Raw genomic sequence first — 16,325 nt, forward strand, 5'->3', positions numbered from 1 at the left:
AACCGGCACGATTCGATGGCATTCGAGCGCACGCTGGATGCCATTCCTGCGATACCGGGCCTGAACGGACAGCCTCGCAAACGTCCGGGCAAGCTACATGCGGACAAAGGCTATGACTTTGCACGCTGCCGTCGTTACCTGAGGCAGCGCGGCATCACGGCCCGCATCGCCCGCCGTGGCGTGGAAAGTAAGGAGCGGCTCGGCCGGTATCGCTGGGTAGTCGAGCGCACGCATGCCTGGTTTGCCGGTTTCGGCAAACTGCGCATTCGTTTCGAGCGTCGTCTCGACATTCATGTCGCGTTGCTCTCCCTGGCTGCTGCCGTTATCTGTTCGCGCTTCGTTGATGACTTGTGTTAGCCGCTCTAAGCCTTTTTCCGGCAATTCGCTTTCATGCTCATCCGCGTCGCGCACCGAACACCGCGCCTCGTGCGCCGACGCCCATAGCTTCCCGGCGCGCTTCACGCACGCCTCGATCACGTCGCCGAGCGGCCGCACGTCCGCCGTCCATCGCCCCCCGATCCACCGCCCCCCATCGTCGCGACCGGCGCCGCGCGGATGCGCCCGCGCGCCTGCGCGACCCATGGCCGGGGCCGCGTATTCCCTCCGCCATGCAGGCTCCGCAGCATGGCCGCTACCGTACGCCGACCCGGCCATGGCCGCCGCGATTTAGGTGTTTACCCGTAACCATATTGTCAGAGAGTTATCGGTATGCCGATAATACTCTCATGGATGTGAAAACTGCAGTGCGCGTCTTCGACGTGATCAATCTCTTCGCCGAAGTCCGGCAGCCGATGATCTACAGCGAAATTGCGCGTCGAACCGAGATCCCCCTTTCGAGCTGCCACGCGCTGTTGCAGACGATGGTGGCCAAAGGCTATCTGTATGCGCCGGGCGTGAAGGCCGGCTATTACCCTACGCAGCGCCTGTTGCATGTCGCGCGCGACATTTGCAGCGAAGACCCGCTCACGCTGATGTTCCAGCCGCTGCTTTCCGCGCTGCGCGACGCCACCGGCGAAACGGCCGCGCTCGCCACGCTCGCGGGCAACCGCGTGGTCTATCTCGACGTGATGGAGTCGCGCCAGAAAATCCGCTATAGCGATGAGCCGGGCGGCTTCATGACCATCGCGAGCGCGGCCGGCAAGGCGCTGCTCGGCGCGCTCGCGCCGGCGGGGCGGCGCAAGCTGCTCGACAGTTGCGAGCCGCAGTTGCATTCGGCCAGCGGCGCGGTGATCGATCGCGCCACGTTCGAGCGGGACGTCGACCAGGGCGTGACAGACGGCTGGCATCGCTCGACGGGCGAAAGCGTGGAGGACGTGGCCGGCCTCGCGCGCGGCTTCCTGATTCATGGCGAGGCATTTGCGCTCGTCATCGGCGCGCCGAAGGCGCGTCTTCTCAAGAACGAGCAGAACGCCGTGAAGGCGCTACTCGAGGTGTACGCGCAAATCCCGCCGTCGCTGCTCGCCGCCTGAGGCACTGGAACACGCGACGCACGAAACGACGCGGCGGCGCTGGCCGATCCATCGGTCCGGCGCGGACTCATGAAGGGAGACAGACAGCATGCGCTGGAAAAAACGGCCGGAAGGCTCGAACTGGGGCGACTTCGGTCCCGACGATCAATTGGGGCGCCCCAATCTCATCGGCCCGGAACAGGTGCTCAAGGGCGCGCGCGAAATTCGCGCGGGCCTCACGTTCACGCTCTCGTTGCCGCTCGACTTTCCCGGCGAAAGCAAGCTCAACGTGCGCCGCCATCCGCCCGTGTTGCGCCCCACGTTCCGCGACGGGCTGCCCTATGTGAATTTTCCTTTCGCGCGCAACGAAGCCGGCGCCACCGATGTCGTCAGCGACGATCAGGTGCTGCTCTCGCTGCAATACTCGACGCAGTGGGATTCGCTCGCACACGTCGGCGCGCGCTTCGACGCCGACGGCGACGGCGTGGCCGAGAGCGTCTACTACAACGGCTATCGCGCGAACGTGGACATCGTCGGGCCGATGGAATACCGCGTCGACGAAAACTTCGCGCCCCACGCCTGCGGCGGCGAACACAGCCATGCCGACGTGCTCGGCATCGAGCACCTTGCCGTGAAAGGCATGCAGGGCCGCGGCGTGCTGATCGACTTCACCGCGCATTTCGGGCGCGAATGCCGCACGGTCGGATACGACGACCTCATGCGCGTGATCGAGGCCGATGGCGTGGAAGTCGAACGCGGCGATATGCTCGTGCTGCGCACCGGCTTCGCGGAGATGGTGCTCGAAATGAACCGTCAGCCCGACGAAGCCGTTTTGTCGAACCATTGCAGCGCGCTGGACGGTCGCGACGAGCGCCTGCTGCAATGGATCACCGGTTCCGGCATCGCCGCGCTCGCCGCCGACAACTATGCCGTAGAGCGCTTTCCCGCGCGCCCGCCCGCCGCGCCCGGCGATCATCCGCTGTTGCCGCTGCATCATCACTGTCTCTTCAAGCTCGGCCTGCCGCTGGGCGAACTCTGGTATCTGCGCGACCTGGCGGCGTGGCTGCGCGAGCACGAGCGTTCGCACTTCATGCTCACCGCGCCGCCGCTGCGGTTGCCGGGCGCGATGGGCTCGCCCGTCACGCCGGTCGCCACTGTGTAACCCGCTGCTTCGTATTCCTCTGTTTTATTCGCACATCAGACATGGCTAAAGAAAGAGTCCTGATTACCGGCGGCGCCGCCGGCATCGGCGCCGCGTGCGCCGCGCGCTGCGAGACCGACGGCTACGAGGCGGTCGTGATCGACCGCGTGGGCGACGGCATCATCGCCGACCTCTCCGACACCGAAGCGACAGCCGCCGCGCTCGCCCGCGCGCTCGAAGGCGGCCCGATCACGCGCCTCGTCAACAACGTTGGCGTGGTGGTGCCCAACGACGCCGAACACCAGACGCTCGAAGAACTCGAACGCGCGTGGGCGCTCAACGTGCGCTGCGCGCAGCAGTGCATGCAGGCGCTTTTGCCCGGCATGAAGGCTGCGGGCTTCGGGCGCATCGTCAACATGTCGTCGCGCGCCGCGCTGGGCAAGGAATTGCGCACGGCTTATTCGGCCACCAAGGCCGCGCTGATCGGCATGACGCGCGTGTGGGCGCTCGAACTGGGCGCGTTCGGGGTGACCGCGAACGCCATCGGCCCGGGTCCGGTCCGCACCGAACTTTTCGACCGCGCCAATCCGCCCGGCGCGCCGCGCACCGAGGCGATCATCAACGCCGTGCCCGTGAAGCGCATAGGCACACCCGAAGACGTTGCGCACGCCGCCTCGTATCTGCTCGACGCGCGCAGCGGTTTCGTGACTGGCCAGGTGCTCTATGTGTGCGGCGGCATGACCGTCGGCGTGGCGGGAGTTTGACGATGGCGCCCCTCGAAACGCGCGTGCCGCGCCGCGCCGGCATTATCGGTGCGGGCAGCATCGGCGTGGCGTTCGCGATCTGCTTCGCACGCGCGGGCTGGCGCGTGCGCCTCTACGATCCCGACGCGGCTCGCCGCGCCGCCGCGCCCGAAGAAGTCGCGTTGCGCCTCGACGATCTCGCATGCTTCCAGTTGCTTGAGGAGAGCAGCGGCGCAATCACCGCGCGCGTGGAGGTCGTCGATACGCTCGAAGCCGCCGCGGCCGAAGCCGATCTCGTGCAGGAATGCGCGCCCGAGCGCGCCGAGCTCAAGCACGAGATCTTCGCGCAGCTCGACCGTGCCGCGCCGGCCGACGCCATACTCGCAAGTGCATCGTCGTTTCTCGCGGCCTCGAAATTCGTGGACGATACGCTGCCCGGCCGCACACGCTGCCTCGTGGCGCACCCGGGCAATCCGCCCTATCTCGTGCCCGTGATCGAAATCGTGCCCGCGCCTTTCACCTCCGAAACGGCGGCGGCGCGCGCGATCGCACTGTACCGCGAAGCGGGCATGAAGCCCGTGCACGTACAGCACGAAGTGGAAGGCTTCATCTTCAACCGCCTGCAAGGAGCCGTGCTGCGCGAAGCGTATTGCCTCGTGCGCGATGGCGTCGCATCGGTGGAAGACATCGACACCGTGATGCGCGAAGGCCTCGGCCCGCGCTGGTCGGTGATCGGTCCGTTCGAGACCGTCGACCTGAACACCCGCGGCGGCATTGCCTCGCATGCGCAGAAGATGGGCCCTTCGTATGAACGCATGGGTGCCGAACGCGGCCAGCATGATCCGTGGACACCCGAGCTCGTCGAACAGGTCGAAGCGGCCCGGCGCGCGGCGCTGCCGCTCGATCAATGGGACGAACGCGTGGGCTGGCGCGACCGTCAGCTCATGCGCCTCGCGCGCCATCGCAAGACCCCAACCCGCGACGACTCGTAAGCGCCACAGCGCGCGCAGCGAGACCCGACAATTACTACGATTCAGACAGAGACACTTCCATGCAGAAAGTCACCGCTTTCTTTACCGAGCTGATGCGCCGGTATTTGCCAGACCCGTTCGTCTTCGCGATCGGCCTCACCCTGCTTACGATGGTCCTCGCCGTGAGCGTGCAAGGCCAGGCCGTCGCGGCCCTGACCACGAGCTGGGGCAAGGGCTTCTGGGCGCTGCTCGCGTTCACCACGCAAATGGCGGTGATTCTCGCAATGGGCTACGTACTGGCCACTGCGCCGCTCACCGACCGCTTTCTCGACCGTGTGGCCGCGCGCGTGAACGATCCTCGCACGGCCGTGATCGTCGCGACGCTCGTCGGCGGCATCGGCAGCTATCTGAACTGGGGCTTCGGACTCGTGGTGGGCGGCATCGTCGCTCGCAAGCTCGCGCTGCGGGTGAAAGGCGTGCACTACCCGCTCATCATCGCTTCGGCGTATAGCGGCTTCACGCTCTACGGCCTCGGGCTTTCGGCCAGCATTCCCGTGCTGATCTCAACGAAGGGGCATCCGCTTGAAGCGCAAATGGGCGTTATTCCGCTTTCCGAAACGATCTTCTCGCCCACCATGCTCCTCACGAGCCTCGTGACCATCGTCACGCTGCCGCTACTGAACGCGTGGCTGCACCCGAAGGCGGGCCAGCCGATCAAGGAAATCGACCGCTCACTCGAAGAACGGCAGCAAAAGGCCTCGGCGCCCGGCGTCGATCTCGACGAAGGCGACACGCTCGCCAACCGCCTGAACAACAGCCGCATTCTGAGCTACGTGATCGGCCTGATCGGCATGGGCTATGTCGCGCTGCACTTCGTGCAAGGCGGCTCGATCGACCTGAACCTCATCAACTTCTTCATTCTGTTTCTCGGCATCCTGCTGCTCGGCACGCCGATTCGCTATGTCGAGAAACTCAATGAAGGCATTCGCACGATCAGCGGCATCATCCTGCAATACCCCTTCTATGCCGGCATCATGGCGATCATGGCATCTTCCGGACTCGTCAATACGTTATCCGAAGCATTCGTGAAGGTCGCGACGCCCGGCACGCTGCCGTTCTGGGGCTTGATCAGTTCGTTCGTCATCAACTTCTTCGCGCCTTCGGGCGGCGGACACTGGGTCATTCAAGGCCCGTTCATGATCGAGGCGGCGAAGACGATCGGCGCTTCGGTGGGCCATACGTCGACGGCCGTGATGCTCGGCAACGCCTGGAACGATCTCGTGCAGCCGTTCTGGATCCTGCCCGCGCTCGCGCTCTCGAAACTCAAGCTCAAGGACATCATGGGCTACACGGTCATCATGATGTTCTGGATCGGCATCGTGTATTCGGTCGCCATTCTCCTCTGGGGCTGATGCGCGCCCCTCACCGCACCCACACGCTCACCGGAGACCATTCATGCTGTATCTCGTGCACATGCAGGTACACATTCCGCACGGCACCGACGCCGCCTTCGCCGACGCCCTGAAAGCGGAAGAAAAAGCGTTTTCGCAGAAGCTGCAACGAGAAGGCAAATGGCGCCACCTGTGGCGCGTGGCCGGAGAATATGCGAACTACAGTGTGTTCGACGTCGAATCGAACGATGAGCTTCACGCGCTGCTCTGCGCACTGCCGCTCTTTCCGTTCATGAAGATCAGCGTGACGCCACTCGCCCAGCATCCTTCGGCCATCGAGCCCAACTAGGGGGAGCGCGCCATGCCTTTTCTCATCGAAACGTTCGACAAACCCGGCCACCCCGGGACACGCTCGCGCGAACGTGACACGCATCTGGAATTTCTCGCGCGCAACAAGGTGCTACTGCTCGCCTGCGGCGCCAAGCTCGACGACGACGGCGGCAGTGCGGGCGGCGGCATCTACATCGTCGACGTCGAAACGCGCGAAGAAGCCGAGCGCTTCATCGCGCAGGACCCGTTCGCTCACGCCGGGCTGTTCGAGAGCGTGAAGATCGTTCGCTGGCGCAAGGCTTACGTCGGCGGAACCTGCTACCTGTAAGCGCAAGGCGAGCGCCTTCCCCTGCGGGGCCGTTTCCCGGGCACGTCGATTGCTGGGCACCTGCGTCGCCAGTCCATCAAGCGGCGCGGTCCACGAAGCCGCGCCTCCACGCGAGGAGGAATCGATCATGCTCAAGCTGGCCCTGTTCTTTGCAATCGTCGCCGTGATCGCGGCTTTGTTCGGTTTCACCGGCATTGCAGCCGGCGCGGCAACCATCGCGAAGATCCTGTTCTTCATTTTCGTCGTGCTGTGCGTGGTATTCCTCGTGATCGGCGTAGTGGTCGCGAAGAAAGTCGTCGATTGAACGATGTCGACTCGCCTGAACAGATCGTCCAGGAGGGCTCGCTCAACGCATTCGACGCGGGCTACCCGACGTTCAATAACGTCGAAATGACCGACTCGCACGCGCTTAGCCTCGCAGGCGTCTGTATCCCGACGGATGGATCGGTCAGCCGCGCGCATGAACTTTCCCGCTCATGCCTGACGGGTCGCGCCAGAATCGCGGCCCGTTGCACACACGAAAAGAGGGCGATGTCATCGCGAGGTCATGCAGGCGCGCCATCGTTGCGCAGACACTCACCCTGCGATGCTTGCGCCCGCGCGCATCAGTCATGCACGGCCGCCAGCGCAGACATCGCCCCTCTGCTCGCGAGGCGCGACGACATGACGAAAAAAGACATCCCCGAGAATGCACCCTCCGAAAGCGGCGCCGGCGTCTCGCGCCGCGGCTTTCTCAAGCTCGCCGGCGCCTCTGGCTTCGCGAGCGCGGCCGGCGCCTTCGCGGGCAATGCGAGAGCCGACGCCGCAACGCCCGACGGCACGCCCGAGCAGATCCACCTTACATGGGGCGAGGATCCGACGCGCGAAGTCGTCGTTTCGTGGGCCTCGCTTGCATCTTCCTCGAATCCGCGCGTGATCTACAGCGCCGATCGCGGCAAGCGGGAAACGGTCCATGCCGTTCAGCGCACGTACAACGACGGGCTCACGGGCGTCGTTGTGTTTACCTATCACGCGCGCCTGCGCGGCCTCGACCCGGCCACGACGTACCGCTACGAAGTCACCGCCGACAACGACAGCCGCGCCGGCGCCCCCTTCAGCTCGAGTTTCACGACCGCGCCGCGCGGGCGCGCGCCGTTCCGCTTCACGAGCTACGGCGACCTCGCCACGCCGAACACGAGCTGGGTGCTTTCGTCGCCGCAGAGCCGTTTCGCCGTGGAAGCCGTGGAGCGCTTCCAGCCGCTCTTTCATCTGTTGAATGGGGACCTGTGCTACGCGAACCTCAATCCCGCACATCAGACCGACGTGTGGCGCGACTTCGCGAACAACAATCAAACGTCGTCGGCAAACCGGCCGTGGATGCCCTGCCCCGGCAATCACGAGATCGAGTTCTACAACGGGCCACAGGGCCTCGATTCGTACCTGACGCGCTACACGCTGCCCGACAACGGCACGCGCTTCCCGGGCCGCTGGTACAGCTTCCGCGTGAGCAACGTGCTGTTCGTCTCGCTCGATGCCGACGACGTCGTCTATCAGGACGCCGCCGCCTTCGTGGCCGGCCCCGCGCCGCTCGTGCCGGCCGCGAGCACGGGTCACGCGCCCATCCAGCCGGGCTCGTCGTTCTATGTGCGCGGCTACAGCAGCGGCGAGCAGACACGCTGGCTCGAAAGCACGCTGCAGCAGGCGAAGCATGACGACGATATCGACTGGATCGTGGTGCAGATGCACCAGGACGCCCTCAGTTCGTCGAAGACGGGGAACGGTTCGGACAAGGGCATTCGCGAAGCGTGGCTGCCGCTCTTCGACCGCTACGGCGTAGACCTCGTGGTGTGCGGGCACGATCACGACTATGAGCGCAGCTACCCGGTGCGCGGCTGCAATCATCACGCGGGCATCGACGCGAAAACCGGCGCGCGTGTCGATACGCTCCAGCCTCGCCCGGTACCGCATGCCCAGGGCTCGGGCGGCACGTTCGACACGACCCACGGCACGATCCACCTGATCCTCGGCGGCGGCGGCACAAGCGCGCCGCTCGACGTGTATGGCGTGGACATCGGCAACGGCAATCCGCAGGCCCAGGTGTTCACGAAACCCAATCGCCCGGTGGCGGGCACGGCCGCGGGTACCTTCGTTCGCCCCACGGCCGACGCGCTGGAAGACGCGATATGGTCGGCGCAGCGCGATACGGGTACGGGCTATGGCATCGCGGTGTTCGACGTGGACCCGGGCACGCACGGCGGCAAAACCACGATCACGATGAACTACTATCACGCGCCCGGCGCCGATCAGACGCCCACCGGGAATTATGAGTTGTTCGAAACGATTACGCTGTCGAAGCCGCGTTAAGGCGCATTCGGGCCACATGATGGCGCGGGGCGCAAGCGCCCCGCGCTGCGATCAATCCGTGACGGTCGCTTCTTCCCGTTCCTTCATCGCAATCGCACCGGCCGCAAGCCGCCGGTAACGCGACAACGCCCACAGCGGAAAATACGCGGTATATCCGTGGTACTTGAGATAGTAGATGCGCGGGAACCCCGGCGCGTTGTGCGAGCGATGCCACCAGAACCCATCGTCCTGCTGCACGGATAGCAGATACGCCACGCCGCGGCGCACCGATTCGGATTCCCAATCACCGAAAGCCATTTGCGCGAGCAGCGCCCAGGCAGTGAAGTTCGATGCGCTCTCGCCGCCGTTGGTGCCCCGAAGGCGCGGATCGACATAGCTGTCGTTGGTCTCGCCCCACCCGCCGTCGGCATGCTGGCGCGCGCGCAACCACGCGAGCGCGCGTGCAATGTACTCTTGCCTGGGGTCCTCGCCCGCGAGCGCGAGACCCGCCAGCACACTCCACGTCCCGTAAATGTAGTTGGTGCCCCAACGACCCCACCAGCTGCCGTCAGGCTGCTGCGCCGCCTTCACGTACGCGATGGCGCGCGCGAGCGCCGCCTTGTCCTCTGCGCGGCCCGTCACGCCGAAACACAGCAGCACGCGGCCCGATACGTCCTCGGTTGGCGGGTCGAGCAGCGCGCCGTGATCGGCAAAGGGAATCGCGTTCAAATAGAGGCGATCGCAGTCCGCATCGAAAGCCCCGAAACCGCCGTTGCGCGATTGCAGGCCGCGCATCCAGTCGAGCGCGCGCGTCACGCGCTGCGCGTAAGGATCGACGCCGGTTTCGCTCGCCTGGGCGCGGCCGCGCCGATGCAGCATGGCCGCGACCACGGCCGTGTCGTCGATATCGGGGTAGTACGGGTTCTCATACTGGAAGGCCCATCCGCCCGGCGGCGTGTCGGGCCGCGCGTTCTCGATCCAGTCGCCGCGCACGTCTTCCACCTGGCGCTGCGCGAGCCAGTCATACGCGCGAGCGATGCGCTGCTTCAACTCCCGGTCCGAAACGGCGACCGGATCGGCTGGCACGACCGCGCATGCCTGCTCCAGCGCCATCGTGCTCCATGCGGTGTCCCACACGGGCGAGAGACATGGCTGGCAATAAACGCTGCCGTCCGGCCGCTCGACGAGCAGCTTTTCCAGCGCATTCTCGCAGTCGCGGCGCAGTGGATGATCCTCAGGATACCCAAGCACCTGCATCATCTGGTAGCTGTAGACGATGGGAGGAAAGATGCCGCCCATGCCGTCCTCGCCGTTCATGCGCTCGGCGCACCAGGCTTCGGCATGCTTCATGGCACGCTGGCGCAGCGCGCGCGGCATCAGCGGCTCGATATGCCGCACCGCGCGGTCCATGGCGAGAAAAAGCCGGCGAATGCCCTTGCCGCGCGGAAAATATTCGCGCTCCTCTTCGGGCGGCGTGACGAACAACTCGGCAATCGACACGCCATGCGGATTGGCCGCGCGCGCCTTGAGCGAACAGAGCGCGAGCAGCGGCACCATGGTCGTGCGCGCCCAATAGGCGACCTTATACATCGAGATCGGCGCCCACCTTGGGAACAGCACGAACTCGACCGGCATGAACGGCGTGGCGCGCCACGGCACCTGGCCGAAGGTAGCGAGCAGAATGCGCGTGAACACGTTCGACTTCGCCGCGCCGCCGAGCTTCAGAATGGCCTCGCGTGCCATCACCATGTGCGGCGCGTCGGCCGGGTCGCCCGCCGCCTTCAAGGCGAAATACGCCTTCACGCTGCACGAAACATCGGGCGCGCCGTCCACGTACAGATCCCATGCGCCATGCGTCTGCGAGCGCTGAATGGCGCGCAGATAGCGCGCCATCTTCTCCTGGCGCACCGTGTCGATCTTGCCCATGAAGTGCATCATGAGGATGTATTCGGCGGTGATCGTGGCGTCCGATTCGAGCTCGAAGCACCAGCTTCCATCGGCGTCCTGCTGTTGCGCGAGCGCTTCGCGGCCGCGAATGATGGAGGCGTCGAGAGACGCCATGCCGGCAGCGGAAGCGGAAAAAGGCGGGCGGGAATTTTTCATCGGCGAATCATACCATCCGTACGGAATGTTTAGCCGAGAGGCCCGCAATGGTATGATCGGCGGCATGAAAGACTCCTCCGTCAAGGCGCCGGCGCGCGCGACAAGGCGCGGCGCGAAAGCGGCTGACACGGCGCTCACCTCGCCGTCGAAGGCCCCCTCCCCGCGCAAAGGCGCTGCCCCGCCCGACGGTGCGCCGGCCGCGGGAGCGCGCCGCAAGAAAGCCCCGGCCCAGGTGCGCGCCCAGTTGCTGCAGGCCGCCTCCGATATCGCCACCGACCATGGCGTGCCCGCCGTGACGCTCGACGCAGTGGCCGAGCGCGCGGGCGTGACCAAGGGCGCGCTGCAATATCACTTCGCCAACAAGCAGGGCCTGCTCGATGCGCTCTTCGAGCAGACGATGGAGCGCTTCGAGCAGCACATGCACACGCGCATCGAGGCGGGCGTCGCGAAAGGCGCCCCGCAACATAGCGCCGCCGCGCGCGCGTATCTGCACACCACGATCGACGAAACGAGCCCGGCCGCCAGCACCGACGTGCTGCGCGTGCTCGTGGCCGCGATGATGACCGACCCCGCGATCCGCGAGCGTTACGCCGCGCCCATGCGCAAATGGACGCGCCCCGACCCGCTGCCCCTCGAAGCCGCCGCGCGCCTCATGATCTGCCGCCTCGCGGCAGACGGCCTGTGGATCTCCGAACTGCTTGGCTACCAGAACATGCCGCCGCGTCTGCGCGACGAAGTCGTGCGCCAACTGGAGCAACTGGCGCTCGTCGGGGGCAAATAGACCTCGCGCCAGGGTACACCCTGGGCGCGGTGCCATCACGCGCCGCGCACTATGCCGAAATCGTCGCCGCCTGCGGGTCGATCGAACAAGACGGCCAAAATGGCGCGTCCTACGATTACCGGCATGAAAACCCTCACCGTTATCGATTCGCACACAGGCGGCGAGCCCACCCGCCTCGTGATCGCGGGCGGCCCCGAACTCGGCCATGGCCCGCTCGCCGAACGTGTCGCCATTTTTCGCCGCGATTTCGACCTCTTGCGCTCGGGCATCGTCAACGAGCCGCGCGGCTCGGACGTGATGGTCGGCGCGCTCCTTTGCGAGCCACACGATCCGTCCTGCTCCGCCGGCGTGATCTTTTTCAACAACGTCGGCTTTCTCGGCATGTGCGGGCACGGGACCATCGGTCTCGTCGCCTCGCTCGCGCATCTCGGCCGCATCGCGCCGGGCGTGCATCGCGTCGAAACGCCCGTCGGCAACGTCGAAGCCGAGCTGCATGGCGACGGCACGGTCACCGTACGCAACGTGCCCGCGTATCGCTATCGGCACGCGGTGCCCCTCGACGTGCCGGGTTCCGGCCGCGTGCATGGCGACGTCGCCTGGGGCGGCAACTGGTTCTTTCTCGTCGCCGATCACAACCTGGAGCTCGAAGCCGATAACGTCGAAGCGCTCACCGAAGTCACGTGGGCAATGCGCAAGGCGCTCGAAGCAAACGGCATTACGGGCGCGGACGGCGCGCTGATCGACCATATCGAACTGTTCGCGCACCCGGATCGCGCGGACGTGGACAGCCGCAACTTCGTGCTGTGCCCGGGCAAGGCCTACGACCGCTCGCCCTGCGGCACCGGCACGAGCGCGAAGGTCGCATGTCTCGCCGCAGACGGCCTGCTCGCGCCCGGCGCGCTGTGGCGGCAGGAAAGCATCATCGGGAGCGTGTTCGAGGCGAGCTATGAAGCCGCGCCGGAACTTCCCGCCGGTCACGTGCGCCCGAGCATACGCGGCAGCGCACATATTAGCGCGGAGTCCAAACTGATTTTTGCCGACGACGACCCGTTCGCGTGGGGCATTCGCACGTGATTCGAGGTTCGAGCGATCGTCCCGACGTGGTCGTGATCGGCGCGGGTATCGTCGGCGCGGCCTGCGCTCACGAGCTTGCCGCGCAGGGCCTTCACGTCCTCGTCATCGAGCGCGCGGGGGCCGGTGGCGGCGTAACGGCCGCGGGCATGGGCCATCTCGTCGTGATGGACGACACAGCCGCCGAATTCGCGCTGAGCGCGTGGTCGCGCGCACTGTGGCACGAACTCGCGCCGCGCCTCGATGCGCGCCACGCGTTCGCGCGCTGCGGCACGCTCTGGGTCGCCGCCGACGACGAGGAATACGCGCTCGCGCAAACGCGCCATGAGGCGCTGCAACGCCAGGGCGTGGCCTGTTCGATGCTCGACGCGCGCGCGCTACGCGTAGCCGAACCCGGTTTGCGCGAAGGTCTCGTGGGCGGCATGAGGGTCGACGACGACGCCGTGGTTTACGCGCCCGCCGTTGCCGCATGGTTGCTCGCGCAACCAGGTGGCGTGCGCATCGACTGCCGCATGCGCACGCAGGTCGCGCGCATCGATCGCGCGGGCGTGCACCTCGCCAACGGCGAGGTGATCGCGGCGGGCGCGGTGCTCGTCGCGAACGGCCTGCAGGCGACCGACCTCGTGCCGCGCCTGCCGATGCAGCCCAAAAAGGGGCATTTGCTCATCACCGACCGCTACCCCGGCACGATCCGCCATCAGATCCTGGAACTCGGCTATATCAAGAGCGCGCACAATGCGAGCGGCACTTCGGTCGCCTTCAACGTGCAGCCGCGGCCGACCGGACAATTGCTGATCGGCTCGTCGCGCCAGTTCGGCAGCACGGACCCCGCCATCGAGCCGGCGATTCTCGCGCGCATGCTCAAGCGCGCCGCCGCGTATCTGCCGCAATTGCCCGCGCTCAACGCGATTCGCGCGTGGACGGGCTTTCGCCCGGCATCGAGCGACGGCATGCCGCTGATCGGGCCCGCCGGTCCGTTCGCCGACAACGAGAGCCATCCGTCCACGTGGCTCGCCACCGGGCACGAAGGTCTGGGCGTGACCACGGCGCTCGGCACCGCGAAGCTGATTGCCGCGCAAATGCTCGGCCATGCCGCCGCTATCGACGCGACGCCCTATCTTCCTGCCCGCTTCGCCGTGGAGGGGGCCGTCCATGCCTGAAGCCCTCACGTTGACGATCGATGGGCGCGACGTGAGCATCGCGCCGGGCAGCTCGGTCGCGGCGGCCATCGCCGTCGCCGCGCGCGAGCGACACGCAGCGCTCGTCACGCGGCGCTCCGTGGACGGCGCGCCGCGCGGGCCTCTCTGCGGCATGGGCATCTGCCAGGAATGCCGCGTCGTCGTCGACGGCGTGCCGCACCGGCTCGCCTGCCAAACGATCTGCGCCCCCGGTATGCGTGTCGTGACAGGAAATGCGGCGCCATGAACTTCGATATCCTGATCATCGGCGCGGGACCGGCCGGGTTGAATGCGGCATGCACGGGCGCGCAAGCCGGTGCCAACGTAGGCGTAGTCGACGACAACGCGCTGCCCGGCGGCCAGATCTGGCGCCAGGGCCCCCGTCATCGCGCCGCGGGCCCCGCGCGCGCCTTGCTCGATGCGCTCGCGAAACGCCCCTACGTAACGCTGCTGAACGGTACCCGCATCGTGCAGGCGTTGCCGGGGCGGCGACTGCTCGCGGAAGACGCGAGCCGCGCCCTCACGCTCGGCTACGACAGGCTCATCATCGCTTCGGGCGCCCGCGAGCGCTTCCTGCCCTATCCTGGCTGGACGTTGCCGGGCGTCACCGGCGCGGGCGGCTTGCAGGCGCTCATCAAGGGCGGTGTGCCCGTGCGCGGCGAGCGCATCGTCATCGCGGGCAGCGGACCGCTGCTCTGGGCGGCTGCCGCGACCGCGCGCCAGCATGGCGCGACGGTCGCCGCGCTCGTCGAGCAGGCGCCGTCGCAAGCGGTGCGCCGCTTCGCTGCGGGCCTCGCGCGCACACCCGCGAAGCTTGCGCAGGCGCTGCGCATGCGCTTCGATCTCCGTGCGACGCCTTATTGGTGCAATGCATATGTAGTCGAGGCAATCGGCACGTCGCGCGTGACGCAGGCGCGTGTCCGGGATGGCGAGGACGAGAGGCTCGTCGATTGCGACCGGCTCGCCTGTGCCTATGGTCTCGTGCCGAATACGGGCCTCGGCGCGGCGCTCGGTTGCCGGCTGACGGCACAGGCGGATTCCTCCGCCATCGCCGTGGACGAATGGCAGCGAACCTCGGTCGATGGCGTGCTCGCGGCTGGCGAATGTGCGGGCGTGGGCGGCATGGAACTCGCGGCGGTCGAAGGACGGATTGCGGCGCACGCCGCGCTCGGCGAAACCGCCGACGCGCGGCAACTGTTCGCCGCGCGCGAGCGCTACCGGCGCTTCGCCGCGCGCCTTCACGCCGCGTTCGAACTGGCGCCCGCGCTGCGCACGCTGGCGCAGCCGGACACCGTGTTCTGCCGCTGCGAGGACGTCGCGTATGGCGACGTCGCGCGTCACGCGTCATGGCGCGACGCAAAACTCCAGACGCGCTGCGGCATGGGCCCCTGCCAGGGCAAGATCTGCGGCGACGCCGCGGCGTTCTGCTTCGGCTGGCCGCAGCACGGGCAGCGCCCGCCGTTCTCGCCGGCACGCATCGAAACTTTGCTGCAAGGCGGGAGCTGAAGCGCCGAACGCTTTTTGTCGCGGATGCGCCGGCGCACGCGAAACGGCACAATAGCGGTTTCCGCCGATCCCGCCTTTGCGCTCCGCGATGCCCGAACTGGTTCTGCCCGCCGCCGTTGACAACGCCACGTTTGCGCAGATGGTCGCGCATTTCGCCATGCTGGAACCGCTGTTCGACGCCATGCCGGACGTGGTGTTCTTCGTGAAAGATCACGAGGCGCGCTATGTGATTGCGAACACCACGCTCGCCGCGCGCTGCGGCTTCAAGGCCAAGCGTTCGCTGCTCGGCAAGACCGCCGAGCAGGTTTTTCCCTCGCGCTTCGGGCAAAGCTATACCGCGCAGGACCAGGCCGTCGTACAGCTCGACAGCAGCCTCGTCGACCAGCTCGAACTGCATCTGTATCCCGGCCGGCAGCCAGGCTGGTGCCTCACCTCGAAAGTGCCGCTGCACGACGCGCAGGGACGCGTGCTCGGCGTGGCGGGCATCTCGCGCGACCTGCAGGCGGCCGAAGGCACGCACCCCGCCTATCAGCGGCTCGCGGTCGCCGCGAAGTACATCCAGGACAACTATGCACAGCCGCTCAAGCTTGCGCACCTCGCGAAGCTCATCGACATGTCGGTCGCGCAGATCGAACGCTACTTCCACAAGATCTTTCATCTCACGCCGCGCCAGATGCTGCTGAAAGCGCGGCTCGACGCGGCTTCCGTGCTGCTCGCCACCGACCAGAGCATCACCGATATCGCAACGCAATGCGGCTATAACGATCACAGCGCATTTACGCGCCAGTTCAAGGCCACCGTAGGCATCACGCCAAGCCAGTATCGCGCGATGCTGCAGGCGCACGACAACGCCCGGACGCCGGGCGCATGAGCGCCTGCGCGGCGCGACCAGGGTTGTCCCTGGCGCACGGATGGACTATGCAGATTTCGTCTCTTTGACGCACGAAAGGCCTCAAGCGCGAGGCAATCTGGACAGCGATACTCGACTCATATTCAACAGGTACCGGCGCGA

17 protein-coding genes are annotated in these 16,325 nt (G+C 66.6%); 16 read left to right on the forward strand and 1 reads right to left on the reverse strand.

Going from position 1 to position 16,325, the window contains the following annotated elements; all coding sequences use genetic code 11:
* The 10 genes from BLU17_RS14650 to BLU17_RS14695 form a co-directional block, all read left to right on the forward strand.
* Positions 1-357, forward strand: a 357-nt coding sequence (locus BLU17_RS14650) for a transposase (protein WP_143189256.1), incomplete at its 5' end; no start/stop codon positions are given.
* A gap of 368 nt (positions 358-725) precedes the next feature.
* Positions 726-1,469, forward strand: a complete 744-nt coding sequence (locus BLU17_RS14655; RefSeq protein WP_091997637.1) for an IclR family transcriptional regulator — start codon at positions 726-728, stop codon at positions 1,467-1,469.
* Between the two features lie 88 nt (positions 1,470-1,557).
* Positions 1,558-2,610: a cyclase family protein gene (locus BLU17_RS14660; RefSeq protein ID WP_091997638.1), complete on the forward strand. Its 1,053-nt coding sequence runs from the start codon at positions 1,558-1,560 to the stop codon at positions 2,608-2,610.
* A 41-nt stretch (positions 2,611-2,651) separates the two neighbouring features.
* Positions 2,652-3,353, forward strand: a complete 702-nt coding sequence (locus BLU17_RS14665) for an SDR family oxidoreductase (protein ID WP_091997641.1) — start codon at positions 2,652-2,654, stop codon at positions 3,351-3,353.
* A 2-nt stretch (positions 3,354-3,355) separates the two neighbouring features.
* Complete coding sequence (locus BLU17_RS14670) at positions 3,356-4,324, forward strand: 3-hydroxyacyl-CoA dehydrogenase (RefSeq protein ID WP_091997644.1); 969 nt, start codon at positions 3,356-3,358, stop codon at positions 4,322-4,324.
* Positions 4,325-4,383: 59 nt separating this feature from the next.
* Positions 4,384-5,715, forward strand: coding sequence for a short-chain fatty acid transporter (locus BLU17_RS14675; RefSeq protein ID WP_091997646.1), 1,332 nt, complete (start codon positions 4,384-4,386; stop codon positions 5,713-5,715).
* A 43-nt stretch (positions 5,716-5,758) separates the two neighbouring features.
* Positions 5,759-6,043 carry a muconolactone Delta-isomerase gene (gene catC / locus BLU17_RS14680; protein WP_091997648.1) on the forward strand — a complete coding sequence of 95 codons (285 nt, stop codon included), beginning with the start codon at positions 5,759-5,761 and terminating at the stop codon, positions 6,041-6,043.
* A 12-nt stretch (positions 6,044-6,055) separates the two neighbouring features.
* Positions 6,056-6,352 carry a YciI family protein gene (locus tag BLU17_RS14685; RefSeq protein ID WP_091997650.1) on the forward strand — a complete coding sequence of 99 codons (297 nt, stop codon included), beginning with the start codon at positions 6,056-6,058 and terminating at the stop codon, positions 6,350-6,352.
* 127 nt (positions 6,353-6,479) lie between these two features.
* Positions 6,480-6,656, forward strand: coding sequence for a DUF1328 family protein (locus BLU17_RS14690; protein WP_091997651.1), 177 nt, complete (start codon positions 6,480-6,482; stop codon positions 6,654-6,656).
* A 359-nt stretch (positions 6,657-7,015) separates the two neighbouring features.
* Positions 7,016-8,695: a purple acid phosphatase family protein gene (locus tag BLU17_RS14695; RefSeq protein WP_091997653.1), complete on the forward strand. Its 1,680-nt coding sequence runs from the start codon at positions 7,016-7,018 to the stop codon at positions 8,693-8,695.
* Positions 8,696-8,746: 51 nt separating this feature from the next.
* Here the strand turns inward: BLU17_RS14695 and shc are convergent, their stop codons facing one another.
* Positions 8,747-10,777 (reverse strand): squalene--hopene cyclase, encoded by a 2,031-nt coding sequence (gene shc / locus BLU17_RS14700; RefSeq protein ID WP_091997656.1) that lies wholly within the window; start codon positions 10,775-10,777, stop codon positions 8,747-8,749.
* Positions 10,778-10,841: 64 nt separating this feature from the next.
* Here shc and BLU17_RS14705 point away from each other — a divergent pair, with 64 nt between their 5' ends.
* The 6 genes from BLU17_RS14705 to BLU17_RS14730 all read left to right on the forward strand — a co-directional run bounded on the left by BLU17_RS14705 (position 10,842) and on the right by BLU17_RS14730 (position 16,184).
* Positions 10,842-11,558, forward strand: coding sequence for a TetR/AcrR family transcriptional regulator (locus tag BLU17_RS14705; RefSeq protein ID WP_091997905.1), 717 nt, complete (start codon positions 10,842-10,844; stop codon positions 11,556-11,558).
* Positions 11,559-11,672: 114 nt separating this feature from the next.
* Positions 11,673-12,632, forward strand: coding sequence for a 4-hydroxyproline epimerase (locus tag BLU17_RS14710; protein WP_091997907.1), 960 nt, complete (start codon positions 11,673-11,675; stop codon positions 12,630-12,632).
* Entirely contained in the window at positions 12,629-13,789 is a 1,161-nt protein-coding gene (locus BLU17_RS14715) for an NAD(P)/FAD-dependent oxidoreductase (protein WP_091997908.1), read from the forward strand. The genes BLU17_RS14710 and BLU17_RS14715 overlap by 4 nt, the downstream gene beginning before the upstream one ends.
* Positions 13,782-14,054, forward strand: a complete 273-nt coding sequence (locus BLU17_RS14720) for a 2Fe-2S iron-sulfur cluster-binding protein (RefSeq protein ID WP_091997658.1) — start codon at positions 13,782-13,784, stop codon at positions 14,052-14,054. Before BLU17_RS14715 ends, BLU17_RS14720 begins: the two co-directional genes overlap by 8 nt.
* Positions 14,051-15,313: an FAD-dependent oxidoreductase gene (locus tag BLU17_RS14725; protein WP_091997660.1), complete on the forward strand. Its 1,263-nt coding sequence runs from the start codon at positions 14,051-14,053 to the stop codon at positions 15,311-15,313. Before BLU17_RS14720 ends, BLU17_RS14725 begins: the two co-directional genes overlap by 4 nt.
* 88 nt (positions 15,314-15,401) lie before the next feature.
* On the forward strand, positions 15,402-16,184 hold the full coding sequence (locus tag BLU17_RS14730) for an AraC family transcriptional regulator (RefSeq protein ID WP_245746869.1): 783 nt from the start codon (positions 15,402-15,404) through the stop codon (positions 16,182-16,184).
* Positions 16,185-16,325: the final 141 nt, after the last annotated feature.

This window comes from Paraburkholderia lycopersici, from assembly GCF_900096975.1.
Taxonomy (GTDB): Bacteria; Pseudomonadota; Gammaproteobacteria; order Burkholderiales; family Burkholderiaceae; genus Paraburkholderia; species Paraburkholderia lycopersici.

Excerpts from the sequence above, each read along its gene's own strand:
- BLU17_RS14655 (WP_091997637.1), top strand. The coding sequence starts at position 726 with ATGGATGTGAAAACTGCAGTGCGCGTCTTCGACGTGATCAATCTCTTC.
- BLU17_RS14660 (WP_091997638.1), top strand. The coding sequence starts at position 1,558 with ATGCGCTGGAAAAAACGGCCGGAAGGCTCGAACTGGGGCGACTTCGGT.
- BLU17_RS14665 (WP_091997641.1), top strand. The coding sequence starts at position 2,652 with ATGGCTAAAGAAAGAGTCCTGATTACCGGCGGCGCCGCCGGCATCGGC.
- BLU17_RS14670 (WP_091997644.1), top strand. The coding sequence starts at position 3,356 with ATGGCGCCCCTCGAAACGCGCGTGCCGCGCCGCGCCGGCATTATCGGT.
- BLU17_RS14675 (WP_091997646.1), top strand. The coding sequence starts at position 4,384 with ATGCAGAAAGTCACCGCTTTCTTTACCGAGCTGATGCGCCGGTATTTG.
- catC (WP_091997648.1), top strand. The coding sequence starts at position 5,759 with ATGCTGTATCTCGTGCACATGCAGGTACACATTCCGCACGGCACCGAC.
- BLU17_RS14685 (WP_091997650.1), top strand. The coding sequence starts at position 6,056 with ATGCCTTTTCTCATCGAAACGTTCGACAAACCCGGCCACCCCGGGACA.
- BLU17_RS14690 (WP_091997651.1), top strand. The coding sequence starts at position 6,480 with ATGCTCAAGCTGGCCCTGTTCTTTGCAATCGTCGCCGTGATCGCGGCT.
- BLU17_RS14695 (WP_091997653.1), top strand. The coding sequence starts at position 7,016 with ATGACGAAAAAAGACATCCCCGAGAATGCACCCTCCGAAAGCGGCGCC.
- shc (WP_091997656.1), bottom strand. The coding sequence starts at position 10,777 with ATGAAAAATTCCCGCCCGCCTTTTTCCGCTTCCGCTGCCGGCATGGCG.
- BLU17_RS14705 (WP_091997905.1), top strand. The coding sequence starts at position 10,842 with ATGAAAGACTCCTCCGTCAAGGCGCCGGCGCGCGCGACAAGGCGCGGC.
- BLU17_RS14720 (WP_091997658.1), top strand. The coding sequence starts at position 13,782 with ATGCCTGAAGCCCTCACGTTGACGATCGATGGGCGCGACGTGAGCATC.
- BLU17_RS14725 (WP_091997660.1), top strand. The coding sequence starts at position 14,051 with ATGAACTTCGATATCCTGATCATCGGCGCGGGACCGGCCGGGTTGAAT.
- BLU17_RS14730 (WP_245746869.1), top strand. The coding sequence starts at position 15,402 with ATGCCCGAACTGGTTCTGCCCGCCGCCGTTGACAACGCCACGTTTGCG.